Below are 12,954 nucleotides of genomic sequence, written 5' to 3' on the forward strand. Positions count from 1 at the left end.
TCGCCGCGCAGCGGGCCCGCGACCGCGCCGAATCGGAGCCGGGCCGGGCGCGCGACAGCTACGAACGCGACGACGACCTTCAGCAGCGCACCGGTGCGGTGTACGCCGGTTTGGCCGCCGCGGACTGGGGCGGGCGGTGGCTCGTCGTCGACGCGGACGTCGATCCGGGCGGGCTGGCGGCCGCGTTGATCGCCCCGTAGAGACGGCCAGATAGCACAAATTTGTCACGATTTGCCCCTATCGAATAAGAAACGCCCGTGTGGCGCCCGAGTTTTGTCCCGATTCGGTGACACCATGGACTCCATGAGGCAAAGGATCTTGGTCGTCGATGACGACGCTTCGCTGGCGGAGATGCTGACCATCGTGCTGCGTGGGGAGGGCTTCGACACCGCGGTCATCGGTGACGGCACCCAGGCCCTGACCGCGGTGCGCGAGCTGCGCCCGGATTTGGTGCTGCTGGACCTGATGTTGCCCGGCATGAACGGCATCGACGTGTGCCGGGTCTTGCGCGCCGACTCCGGCGTGCCGATCGTCATGCTGACGGCCAAGACCGACACCGTCGACGTGGTGCTGGGCCTGGAGTCGGGTGCCGACGACTACATCATGAAGCCGTTCAAGCCCAAGGAGCTGGTCGCCCGGGTGCGCGCGCGGCTGCGGCGCAACGACGACGAGCCCGCCGAGATGCTGTCGATCGCCGACGTCGAGATCGACGTGCCCGCCCACAAGGTCACTCGAAACGGCGAGCAGATCTCCCTGACCCCCCTGGAGTTCGACCTGCTGGTCGCGCTGGCACGCAAACCACGCCAGGTGTTTACTCGTGATGTGCTGCTCGAACAGGTGTGGGGATACCGGCACCCAGCGGATACCCGCTTGGTAAACGTGCATGTCCAGCGTCTACGGGCCAAGGTCGAAAAAGACCCTGAGAACCCGACTGTGGTGTTGACCGTTCGAGGAGTGGGATACAAGGCCGGACCTCCGTGATCCGGCGCTCGCCGCGACGCACCAGGAGTCGTTGGGGGCGCACGGGCCCCATGGCACGTGGCTTAGGTGCGTTGAGCCGAGCCGTTGGCATTGCCTGGCGCCGTTCGCTGCAGTTGCGAGTCGTGGCGCTGACCCTGGGCCTGTCGTTGGCGGTGATCCTGGCGCTCGGCTTCGTGCTGACCAGTCAGGTCACCAACCGGGTGCTCGACGTCAAGGTCAAAGCCGCCCTCGAGCAGATCGAGCGGGCGCGCACCACCGTCGGTGGGATCGTCAACGGCGAGGAGACGCGCTCGCTGGACAGCAGCCTTCAGCTGGCCCGCAACACGTTGACGTCGAAGACCGACCCGGCGTCGGGCGCCGGCCTCGCGGGTGCGTTCGACGCGGCGCTGCTCGTTCCCGGTGACGGCCCGCGCGCCGCGAGTTCGGCGGGACCCGTCGACCAGGTGCCCAACTCGCTGCGCGGCTTCGTCAAGGCCGGGCAGGCCGCCTATCAATACGCCACCGTGCACACCGACGGCTTCTCCGGGCCGGCCCTGATCATCGGCACGCCGGCGTCGGCGCAGGTGGCCAACCTGGAGCTGTACCTGATCTTCCCGCTCAAGAACGAGCAGGCCACCATCCAGCTGGTGCGCGGCACGATGATCACCGGCGGAGCGGTGCTGCTGGTCCTGCTCGCCGGGATCGCGCTGCTGGTATCGCGTCAGGTCGTCGTGCCGGTGCGGTCGGCGTCGCGGATCGCCGAACGGTTCGCCGACGGCCATCTGTCCGAGCGGATGCCGGTGCGCGGCGAGGACGACATGGCCCGGCTGGCGGTGTCGTTCAACGACATGGCGGAGAGCCTGTCGCGCCAGATCACCCAGCTCGAGGAGTTCGGCAACCTGCAGCGGCGGTTCACCTCCGACGTCAGCCACGAGCTGCGCACCCCGCTGACCACCGTGCGGATGGCCGCCGACCTGATCTACGACCACAGCGCCGACCTCGACCCGACGCTGGCGCGGTCCACCGAGTTGATGGTCAACGAGCTGGACCGCTTCGAGACGCTGCTCAACGACCTGCTGGAGATCTCCCGCCACGACGCGGGCGTGGCCGAGCTGTCCGTCGAGGCGGTCGACCTGCGCACCACGGTGCGAAGCGCGCTGGGCAACGTGGGGCACCTGGCCGAAGAGGCCGGCATCGAGCTGCTTGTCGAGATGCCCGACGAGGAGGTGATCGCCGAGGTCGACGCGCGCCGGGTGGAGCGAATCCTGCGCAACCTGATCGCCAACGCCATCGACCACGCCGAGCACAAGCCCGTCCACATCCGGATGGGCGCAGACGAGGACACGGTCGCCGTCACGGTCCGCGACCACGGGGTGGGGCTGCGGCCCGGCGAGGAGAAGCTGGTGTTCAGCCGGTTCTGGCGCTCGGACCCGTCGCGGGTGCGGCGCTCCGGCGGCACGGGGCTGGGCCTGGCGATCAGCATCGAGGACGCGCGCCTGCACCAGGGCCGGCTCGAGGCGTGGGGCGAGCCCGGTCAGGGCGCGTGCTTCCGGCTGACCCTGCCGCTGGTTCGCGGCCACAAGGTCACCACCAGCCCGCTGCCCATGAAACCCATTCCGCAACCGCCGGCTGCCGAACGCAAGGAGCGCCAGCGCACGCGCGAGCATGCCGAGAGGAGCGGGTGATGCGCCGGCTCCTGGGTCTGCTGTTGCTGGCGGTGTTGCTCGCCGGGTGCGCCGGGGTGCCCAGCTCGTCGGCACCCCAGGCCATCGGCACCGTCGAGCGACCGGCGCCGTCGAACCTGCCCAAGCCGACCCCGGGCATGGACCCCGACGTGCTGCTGCGCGAATTCCTCAAGGCCACAGCCGATCCCGCGAACCGGCATCTGGCCGCGCGGCAGTTCCTCACCCAGTCGGCGTCCAACGCGTGGGACGACGCGGGTAGCGCACTGCTGATCGACCATGTGGTGTTCGTGGAAACCCGTGGCGCTGAACGGGTTTCGGCAAACATGCGGGCCGACATCCTGGGCTCGCTGTCTGACATGGGGGTGTTCGAAACCGCGGAGGGCACGCTGCCGGACCCGGGCCCGATCGAGTTGGTCAAGACGTCGGGCGGTTGGCGCATCGACCGCCTGCCCAACGGAGTCTTCTTGGACTGGCAGCAATTTCAGGCGACCTACAAACGCAACACGCTGTACTTCGCCGACCCCACGGGCAAGACCGTGGTCCCCGACCCGCGCTACGTCGCGGTGTCCGATCACGATCAGCTGGCGACCGAACTCGTGTCCAAGCTGCTGGCGGGCCCGCGGCCGGAGATGGCCCATACGGTCCGCAACCTGCTCGCGCCGCCGCTGCGGCTGCGCGGCCCGGTGACCCGGGCCGACGGCGGCAAAAACGGGATCGGCCGCGGTTACGGGGGAGCGCGCATCGATCTGGAGAAATTATCGACGACCGATCCGCACAGCCGGCAATTGCTTGCCGCGCAAATCATTTGGACCCTGGCCCGCGCGGATATCAGGGGGCCGTATGTGATCAACGCCGACGGTGCGCCGCTGGACGACAGGTTCGCCGAGGGCTGGACTACCTCCGACGTCGCGGCCACCGACCCGGGCGTGGCCGACGGCGCGGGCGCGGGTTTGCACGCGCTGGTCAACGGTTCCCTGGTCGGGTTGGACGGGCAGCACACCACGACGGTGCCCGGGGCCTTCGGGCGGATGGGGGACCAGTCGTCCGCCGCGCTGTCGCGCAGTGGGCGCGAGGTGGCGTCGGTGGTGACCCTGCGGCGCGGCGCTCCCGACGTGGCGGAGTCGCTGTGGATCGGCGAGCTGGGTGGTGAGGCGGTGCAATCCGCCGACGGGCACAGCATTTCGCGGCCCAGCTGGTCGCTGGACGACGCGGTCTGGGTGGTGGTCGACACCAACAACGTGCTGCGGTCGTTCCAGGAGCCGGCGTCGGGGCAGCCCGCGCGCATCCCGGTCGATTCGGCGGCGGTCGCCACCCGCTTCCCGGGGCCGATCACCGAGCTGCAGCTGTCCCGCGATGGCACCCGGGCCGCGATGGTGATCGCCGGCCAGGTGATCATCGCCAGCGTCGAGCAGACCCAGGCCGGCCAGTTCGCCCTGACATATCCGCGGCGGCTGGGTTTCGGACTCGGCACGTCGGTGGTGTCGCTGTCCTGGCGAACCGGCGATGACATCGTGGTGACCCGCACGGACGCCACGCATCCGGTGTCGTACGTGAACATCGACGGCGTGAACTCCGACGCGCCCTCGCGCGGTTTGCAGATTCCGCTGACGGCGATCGCGGCCAACCCGTCGACGGTGTACGTCGCGGCTCCGCAAGGGGTGCTGCAATATTCGGCGTCCTCCGCCGAAGGCGAGCAGAGCTGGTCGGAGGTAGCCGGCTTGGGCGCACCCGGGGCGGCACCGGTCTTGCCGGGGTAAGCGAGCACTTGTCACCCCTGGCCGCCACACTGGCGACGTGCTCGACCTCATCCTGCCGCTGGAATGTGGCGGCTGCGGCGCGCCTGCGACCCGCTGGTGCGACGCGTGCGCCCTAGAGCTGGCCGTCAAACCCGACGAACCGCACCTGATCACCCCGCGCATCGACCCGCAGGCGCCGGTGTTCGCGCTCGGTCGCTACGCCGGCGCGCGGCGCCAGGCGATCCTCGCGCTGAAGGAGCACGGGCGCGCCGACCTCGTCGCGCCGCTGGCCCGCGCGCTGGCCATCGGGCTGCACCGGCTGCTGACGTGGGGCATGCTCGAGACGCCGTTGACGATCGTGCCCGCGCCGACCCGGCGTTCGGCGGCGCGCCGGCGTGGCGGCGACCCCGTCGCCCGGTTGGCCGCCGCGGCGGTCGCCGCGCACCCGGACGCCGTCGTCGTGCCGGCCCTGCGGATGACGGCGCTGGCCCGCGACTCGGTGGGCCTGCGCCCCGCCGCCCGCGAGCGCAACATCGCGGGCCGGGTCCTGCTGCGGGGTAGGCCCGCAAAACTACAGCGCACCGAAGTCCTGATCGTCGACGACATCGTCACCACCGGCGCGACGGCACGCGAATCGGTGCGCGTCCTGCGGTCCGCCGGGGTCCGGGTGGCCGCGGTGCTGGCGATCGCGGCCGCCTGAGGCTGTGCCTCTCCCGGTGTCTCTCCCTGTGCGGCAGCCAAGAGGTTGTGAAGAACTCGCAACAGGTGAGCGAAATGGTGGCATCGCAAGGCGAACACGAGCTAACGTCGAGGACAACCTTCAGGAACTTAAGAGGACCTACTGGTCTGACTCACTGGTCGCGATTCTCAGGTTGATACGCCACTTGCGGAGGGGGTGAGTATTCGACACCTTGCACCGGCGGGCTGCCTGCGGCGGCGATCTCTTTCAAGTCGCTCCCACCCCGTCGTTGCGTCTTCAAGAAAGCCGACACGCAGGGCGCGTGCGACGTGAAAAGAGAAACGAGTTGTCACGTATGTCAAGGCTCACCGTGGATTCCGGTCAGATTCTGGATCAACCGCCGGCAGAAACCGACGCGCAGGAACCGACAACGTCCGCCGAGGTCGTGTTCAAGGGCCGCAACGTCGAGATTCCGGATCACTTCCGCGTCTATGTCTCGCAGAAACTCGCCCGCTTGGAACGGTTCGACAAGACCGTCTACCTGTTCGACGTCGAGCTCAAGCACCAACGCAACCGTCGTCAACGCAAGTGCTGTCAGCGCGTGGAGGTCACCGCGCGGGGCCGCGGGCCGGTAGTCCGCGGCGAGGCCTGCGCGGACAGCTTCTATGCCGCGCTGGAGGCGGCGGTCGTCAGGCTGGAAAGCCGGCTGCGCCGCGGCAAGGATCGCCGCAAGGTGCACTACGGCGAAAAGACACCCGTTTCCCTGGCCGAGGCCACCGCGGTGGCCCCGCCGCCGGAGCGGTCCGTCAACAACAAGCTCAATGGCAAGGCCTTCAACGACAGCCAGGCGGCGCCGCCGCACCAGCACGAAGCCGAACCCGACGACCACGCCGACCACGCGCCGGGCCGCGTCGTGCGCACAAAAGAGCATCAAGCCAAGCCGATGTCGGTCGACGACGCGCTCTACGAAATGGAACTCGTCGGCCACAACTTCTTTTTGTTCTACGACAAGGAGACCGAACGGCCGTCCGTCGTCTACCGGCGGCACGCTTATGACTACGGGCTGATCAGGCTCTCCTGAGGGTCGGCGGACATCACCTGGTTGTCACCTACCATGGGAGTCGCCTTATAGAAGACTCCTACCAACAGGGGACATAGCTGTGCTGTCGAAATTGCTGCGCCTTGGTGAAGGTCGCATGGTCAAGCGCCTCAAAAGGGTGGCCGACTATGTCAGCACCTTGTCTGACGACATCGAAAAGCTCACCGATGCCGAGCTGAGGGCCAAGACCGACGAGTTTCGGAAGCGCCTGGACGACGGGGAAAGCCTCGACGACCTGCTGCCCGAGGCGTTCGCGGTGGCCCGCGAGGCCGCCTGGCGGGTGCTCGACCAGCGGCCGTTCGACGTGCAGGTGATGGGCGCCGCGGCCCTGCACCTGGGCAATGTCGCCGAGATGAAGACCGGTGAGGGCAAGACCCTGACCTGTGTGCTGCCCGCCTACCTCAACGCGCTGGCCGGCAAGGGCGTGCACATCGTCACCGTCAACGACTATCTGGCCAAACGCGACAGCGAGTGGATGGGCCGCGTGCACCGCTTCCTGGGCCTGCAGGTCGGGGTGATCCTGGCCAACATGAGCCCGGACGAACGCCGGGTCGCCTACAACGCCGACATCACCTACGGCACCAACAACGAGTTCGGCTTCGACTACCTGCGCGACAACATGGCCCACTCGCTCGATGACCTGGTGCAGCGCGGGCACAGCTACGCCATCGTCGACGAGGTCGACTCCATCCTGATCGACGAGGCCCGCACCCCGCTGATCATCTCCGGGCCCGCCGACGGCGCCTCGAACTGGTACACCGAGTTCGCCCGGTTGGCGCCGCTGATGCAAAAGGACGTCCACTACGAGGTGGACCTGCGCAAGCGCACCGTCGGCGTGCACGAGAAGGGCGTCGAGTTCGTCGAAGACCAGTTGGGCATCGACAACCTCTACGAGGCCGCCAACTCGCCGCTGGTCAGCTACCTCAACAACGCGCTGAAGGCCAAGGAGCTGTTCAACCGCGACAAGGACTACATCGTCCGCGACGGCGAGGTGCTGATCGTCGACGAGTTCACCGGCCGCGTGCTGATCGGTCGCCGCTACAACGAGGGCATGCACCAGGCCATCGAGGCCAAGGAGCACGTGGAGATCAAGGCCGAGAACCAGACACTCGCCACCATCACGCTGCAGAACTACTTCCGGCTCTACGACAAGCTCGCCGGCATGACCGGTACCGCCCAGACCGAGGCGGCCGAGCTGCACGAGATCTACAAGCTGGGCGTGGTCAGCATCCCGACCAACAAGCCGATGATCCGCACCGACTGCTCCGACCTCATCTACAAGACCGAGGAAGCAAAGTACATCGCGGTGGTCGACGACGTCGCCGAGCGCTACGACAAGGGCCAGCCCGTCCTGATCGGTACCACCAGCGTGGAACGCTCGGAGTACCTGTCGCGTCAGTTCAAGAAGCGGCGCATTCCGCACAACGTGCTCAACGCCAAGTATCACGAGCAGGAGGCGGGGATCATCGCGGTGGCCGGCCGGCGCGGGGGCATCACGGTGGCCACCAACATGGCCGGGCGTGGTACCGACATCGTGCTGGGCGGCAATGTCGACTTCCTCACCGACCAGCGGCTGCGCGCCCGGGGCCTGGATCCGGTGGAGACGCCCGACGAGTACGAAGCGGCCTGGCACGAGGAACTGGCCGTCGTCAAGGAGGAGGCCGCCAAAGAGGCCACTGAGGTGATCGAGGCCGGCGGCCTGTACGTGCTGGGCACCGAGCGCCACGAGTCGCGCCGCATCGACAACCAGCTACGAGGCCGTTCCGGCCGCCAGGGTGACCCCGGCGAGTCGCGCTTCTACCTCTCCCTCGGCGACGAGCTGATGCGCCGCTTCAACGGTGCGGCGCTGGAGTCGCTGCTGACCCGGCTGAACCTGCCCGACGACGTGCCGATCGAAGCGAAGATGGTCACCCGCGCGATCAAGAGCGCCCAGACCCAGGTGGAGCAGCAGAACTTCGAGGTCAGAAAGAACGTCCTCAAGTACGACGAGGTGATGAACCAGCAGCGCAAGGTCGTTTACGCCGAGCGCCGCCGCATCCTCGAGGGCGAGGACCTGCAGCAGCAGGCCACCGACATGCTGACCGACGTCATCACCGCCTACGTCGACGGCGCGACCTCCGAGGGATATGCCGAGGATTGGGACCTCGACGCGTTGTGGACGGCGCTGAAGACGCTGTACCCGGTCGGAATCAGCCACGAGACGCTCACCCACCGCGACGAGGACTCCGACCGCGACGACCTCACCCGCGAGGAGCTGCTCGAGGCACTGCTCAAAGACGCCGAACGTGCTTATGCCGCAAGGGAAGCCGAACTCGAGGAAATCGCCGGCGAGGGCGCGATGCGCCAGCTGGAGCGCAACGTGTTGCTCAACGTGATCGACCGCAAGTGGCGCGAGCACCTCTACGAGATGGATTACCTCAAGGAAGGCATCGGGCTGCGCGCGATGGCGCAGCGCGATCCGCTGGTGGAGTACCAGCGCGAGGGCTACGACATGTTCATGGCCATGCTCGACGGCATGAAGGAGGAGTCGGTCGGCTTCTTGTTCAACGTCACCGTCGAGGCGGCGCCGGCCCCGCAAGTCGCCCCGGTGGAGGCTCCCGACGGGCTCGCGGAATTCGCGACCGCCGCGGCAGCCGCTGGGGAGCGGGACGGCTCGGGTGGCGCGCCCGCCGCGGTGCGCGAGCAGGCTCCGGCCGCGTTGCGCGCCAAGGGCATTGACGACGAAGCGCCGGCCCTGACGTATTCCGGCCCGTCGGAGGACGGTTCGGCGCAGGTCCAGCGCAACGGCGGTGGGGCCGCCGACAAGACGCCGGCCGGAGTGCCCGCCGGCGCCAGCCGGCGCGAGCGGCGCGAAGCCGCGCGGCGCCAAGGCCGGGGCGCCAAGCCACCGAAATCCGTGAAGAGGCGCTAGCCCGTCGCTCCCACCTTCCGTCGAACGTGCGGCTGGCCGCACGTTGGGCGTCGAGTGTGCGGCTGGCCGCACGTTCGCAGGAAGAATTTGAGGCAGCTGCCTCATGCGCGGCTCCGGCGGCGGCGCGCAGCATCGGTGCATGACAAAATTTCGCACACCAGCCGATGCCGCCTCGGCCATCCTGCGGAACCCCACGCTGCCCACCGGGGACGACGAAAGATTCACCGGCTTCGGCGTTTTGGGGCTGCCCTTCGCCAGCGGCCACTATCTCGCCCTGCGCTGCATACCCTCGGCGTCGTTCGCGCCCGGCTACCGATCGGTGTGGCACCGGGATCCGGACGGCGTGTGGACGTTCTACGCGACGACGCCCGCCGAGCAGAGCTGTTCGCGTTACTTCAGCTCGGCGACGCCGAACGACGCGGTCCAATGCGATATCGACGTCGCGTGGGTCACCCCGTGGTCGCTCTACGTCCAGATCCCGGGGCTGCTCGAGTGGCACCTGGACATCGGGGTCACCACGACCACACGGCTGATGACCCGGATCGCGCAGCGGCTGCCCGCGGCGGCGTGGACCAACCGGCTGGCCCTCGGTGTGATGGGCCGAGCCACCGGTCCGGCGATGGGCGCCGGACAGATCCGGCTAACCGGGGCCGTTCCGAACGGGCAGCGATTCATGCTTGCCCCGAGGAGATTCTGGGCGGTCATCGGCTCGCGCGCGACGCTGCGCGGAGACGACCTCGGCCCGGTCGGGCCGCTGCATCCGCAGGCCCGCCTGGCCGACTTCCGGGCCCCGCAGCGCGGGTTCTTCGTGGTCGGCGGCGGTCATCTCGAGACGTTCGATCCCAGCCGCCACCATGCCGTCGGGCGCACCGTCTCGATTGCCTGACCAGCGCCGGTCACCTGGGCACAATGAGTTGATGGCGGCCGAGGCGTCCGAAGCTCCGACTCGCGCGGAGCTGCTGGCCGCGCTGTCCGTGGCCATCGACCTGGGCCTGGGGCAGCCCGCCGAGCACATGCTTCGCGCTGCGATGATCGCGACCCGGCTCGCGGACCGGCTCGGGCTCACCGAGGCGCAACGGGATTGCGTGTACTACACGACGCTGATCATGTGGATCGGTTGTCACGCCGACTCCCACGAATACGCGCGCTGGTTCGGCGACGACATCGCCGTGCGCCACGACTCCTATCTGGTCGACTGGTCGGGCCTGCCGTATCTGCGTTTCCTGCTGAGCAACGTCGGCCGCGGCGAACCGCTGACGCACCGGTTATCAATCATGGCAACGCTTTTCGTCAATGCGCGCGGTCAGCTGTCCCGCTTGATCCATTCGCATTGCACGTCGGCGGCGCTGCTGGCCGACCGAATCGGCCTGGGGCCCGATGTGCAGGCGTCGCTCGCGTTCGCGTTCGAGCGATACGACGGCGGCGGCCTGCCCGGCGGCGCCCACGGCGAGCAGATCCCGATCCAGATGCGGGTCGCACAGGTCGCCGACATGGTCGAGGTGCACCACCGCGCGTACGGGGTCGACGGCGCCGTAGCCGTGGCCCGCAGCCGACGGGGTGGCCAGTTCGACCCGCGCGTCGTCGACGCGTTCGTCCAGCACGCGGACACCATCCTGGCCGGCCCGCCGGCCGGTGACGCCTGGGCGGCGGCATTGCGCGAGGCGCCCGATCGTCACGAGCGGCTCGACGAACCGGGGCTGGACGCCCTCCTCGTCGCGTTCGGCGACTTTGTCGACCTGAAATGCCCGTTCACGCTGGGGCATTCGCGCGCGGTGGCCCGCCTTGCCGGTGACGCGGCGCTCGCGGCGGGCCTCGACGCCGGTGCCGCGGCGCTGACCCGACGTGCCGGCCACGTCCACGACCTGGGCCGCATCGGTGTGTCGAACCAAATCTGGTCCAAGCCGGCATCGTTGAGTGCGGCCGAGTTCGAACGGGTTCGGCTGCATCCCTACCTCACCGTGCGGATCCTCAACCAGGTCCCCGGCCTCGCGCGGCTGGCCGAGGTCGCCGGCAATCACCACGAGTGCCTCGACGGCTCGGGCTATCCCCGTGGCCTCGCCGGGACCGCGCTGAGCCTGCCCGATCGCGTGCTGGCGGCCGCGGTGAGCTACCAATCCGCTTGCGAGCCAAGGCCGTATCGCGACGAGCTGTCGACCGGCGCGGCGGCGCGGCGGCTGCGCGAACGGGTGCGCGCGGGCGAGCTCGACCCCGTCGCCGCCGAGGCGGTGCTCCACGCGGCGGGAGAACCCGCCCAGCGGCAGCCCCGGCTGCGTCCGGGCGGGCTCACGCCGCGCGAGATCGAAGTGCTGTGCCTGGTCGCCCGCGGGGCGTCCAACAAGCAGATCGCGGCGTCGTTGGTGATCAGCGAGAAGACGGCCCGCAACCACGTCGAGCGAACGTACGCGAAGATCGGGGTGTCCAACCGCATCGGTGCCAGCATGTATGCGCTGCAGCACGGGCTGGTGGACCCGGCCCGCGGCTAAAAAATACGACCGAAATCGTGCCTGCCTCGTCGGAAAATGAGGCATCCGCCCCATGTTCAAAAGCGCCGTCGAGGCGCACAATCAGCGAATGAAGCGATTGTTGATAGTCGGCTACGGCGCCGTGGCATACCTGCTATTTCTTGCCGCGTTCCTGTACCTCGTTGCTTTCCTGGGCAACTTCTGGGTCCCGCGATCCGTGGACCACGGGATCTCCGCGCCCATCGGCCAGGCGGTGCTGATCAACCTGCTGCTGCTCGCCGCGTTCGGCGTCCAGCACAGCGTCATGGCGCGCCCGGGGTTCAAGGCGTGGTGGACACGAGTCGTGCCGTCGACGATTGAGCGCAGCACCTACGTGGTGTTGTCCAGCGCCGTGCTGGTGCTGCTGTACTGGCAATGGCGCACGATGCCGACCGTCATCTGGGACGTGTGGCAGCCGGTCGGGCGCACGGCGCTGTGGGCGTTGTTCTGGCTCGGATGGGCGATCGCGCTGGCGGCGACCTTCATGGTGAGCCACTTCGACCTGTTCGGACTGCGCCAGGTGTATCTGGCTTGGCAAGGAAAACCGTACACACACATAGGTTTTCACGCTCGCTGGCTGTACAAGTTGGTGCGCCACCCGCTTATGCTGGGTTTCTTCATCGCCTTCTGGGCGACGCCCACGATGACGGCCGGGCATCTGCTTTTCTCGATCGGGATGACGGGCTACATCCTGCTCGCCACGCAACTGGAGGAGCACGACCTGATCGGCGCGCTGGGCGACGAATACCGTGACTACCGTCGTCGGGTGCCGATGGTGCTGCCGTGGCCACGCCCGCACACGACTCCGCACCCGACTGAGGCGGCGCCCCAGGGTTAAACCTGAGTTTGGCCGGTCCCGCTTCTCATCGGGCGGTATTTCGCCGAGGATTGACTCCTATGGATGTCAAGGAGGTCTTGCTGCCGGGCGTCGGTCTCCGATACGAATTCGTGAGCCATAGCGGTGACCGGATCGGCATTGTCGCGCGGCGCGGCGGTGACTTCGACGTCGTCCTGTACGGCCCCGACGATCCGGACCAGGCCCGCCCGGTGTTCCGCCTCACAGACGAAGAGGCCGACGCCGTGGCGCAGATTCTCGGCGCGCCGCGCATCGCCGAGCGGTTCACCGAACTGACCCGCGAAGTGCCGGGACTCGAAGCGGGCCAAGTCCACATCCGGCCGGGCGGCACGTTCGTGGACCGGCCGCTGGGGGAGACCCGTGCCCGCACCCGGACCGGCGCGTCGATCGTGGCGATCGTGCGCGACGAGGCCGTGCTCGCCTCGCCGGGCCCGGCGGAGACGCTGCGGGCGGGCGACGTCCTGATCGTCATCGGCACCGAGGAGGGCATCGCCGGAGTCGAACAGATCGTCGACAAGGGCTGAGCC

General features: G+C 68.4%; 10 protein-coding genes and 1 pseudogene. All 11 read left to right on the forward strand.

Annotation, left to right across the window (positions count from 1 at the left end; translation table 11 throughout):
- Positions 1 to 200 (forward strand): annotated as a pseudogene (locus A5736_RS14480) (dTMP kinase); the annotation flags it as partial.
- A 94-nt stretch (positions 201 to 294) separates the two neighbouring features.
- Entirely contained in the window at positions 295 to 981 is a 687-nt protein-coding gene (gene mtrA / locus A5736_RS14485; RefSeq protein ID WP_007168097.1) for a two-component system response regulator MtrA, read from the forward strand.
- Positions 978 to 2,645, forward strand: coding sequence for an MtrAB system histidine kinase MtrB (gene mtrB / locus A5736_RS14490; RefSeq protein ID WP_076125666.1), 1,668 nt, complete (start codon positions 978 to 980; stop codon positions 2,643 to 2,645). The genes mtrA and mtrB overlap by 4 nt, the downstream gene beginning before the upstream one ends.
- A complete protein-coding gene (gene lpqB, locus A5736_RS14495) occupies positions 2,645 to 4,402 on the forward strand; it encodes an MtrAB system accessory lipoprotein LpqB (RefSeq protein WP_175611281.1) in 1,758 nt (585 codons plus the stop codon). Before mtrB ends, lpqB begins: the two co-directional genes overlap by 1 nt.
- Before the next feature lie 37 nt (positions 4,403 to 4,439).
- Positions 4,440 to 5,081 (forward strand): ComF family protein, encoded by a 642-nt coding sequence (locus A5736_RS14500; protein WP_076246939.1) that lies wholly within the window; start codon positions 4,440 to 4,442, stop codon positions 5,079 to 5,081.
- A 349-nt stretch (positions 5,082 to 5,430) separates the two neighbouring features.
- On the forward strand, positions 5,431 to 6,141 hold the full coding sequence (gene hpf / locus A5736_RS14505) for a ribosome hibernation-promoting factor, HPF/YfiA family (RefSeq protein WP_371328387.1): 711 nt from the start codon (positions 5,431 to 5,433) through the stop codon (positions 6,139 to 6,141).
- 79 nt (positions 6,142 to 6,220) lie between these two features.
- Positions 6,221 to 9,070 carry a preprotein translocase subunit SecA gene (gene secA / locus A5736_RS14510; RefSeq protein ID WP_076246942.1) on the forward strand — a complete coding sequence of 950 codons (2,850 nt, stop codon included), beginning with the start codon at positions 6,221 to 6,223 and terminating at the stop codon, positions 9,068 to 9,070.
- Between the two features lie 139 nt (positions 9,071 to 9,209).
- A complete protein-coding gene (locus A5736_RS14515; protein WP_076246970.1) occupies positions 9,210 to 9,956 on the forward strand; it encodes a hypothetical protein in 747 nt (248 codons plus the stop codon).
- 31 nt (positions 9,957 to 9,987) lie between these two features.
- Positions 9,988 to 11,553: an HD domain-containing phosphohydrolase gene (locus A5736_RS14520; RefSeq protein WP_076246944.1), complete on the forward strand. Its 1,566-nt coding sequence runs from the start codon at positions 9,988 to 9,990 to the stop codon at positions 11,551 to 11,553.
- An 88-nt stretch (positions 11,554 to 11,641) separates the two neighbouring features.
- Positions 11,642 to 12,409, forward strand: a complete 768-nt coding sequence (gene mddA, locus A5736_RS14525; RefSeq protein WP_217695753.1) for a methanethiol S-methyltransferase — start codon at positions 11,642 to 11,644, stop codon at positions 12,407 to 12,409.
- Positions 12,410 to 12,468: 59 nt separating this feature from the next.
- The gene (locus tag A5736_RS14530) at positions 12,469 to 12,951 is read left to right on the forward strand and encodes a cation:proton antiporter regulatory subunit (protein WP_076125701.1); all 483 of its coding nucleotides are present in this window, start codon (positions 12,469 to 12,471) and stop codon (positions 12,949 to 12,951) included.
- The last annotated feature ends 3 nt before the right edge of the window (positions 12,952 to 12,954 follow it).

The organism is Mycobacterium sp. SP-6446 (genome assembly GCF_001954045.1).
In the GTDB taxonomy this organism is placed as follows: Bacteria; Actinomycetota; Actinomycetes; order Mycobacteriales; family Mycobacteriaceae; genus Mycobacterium.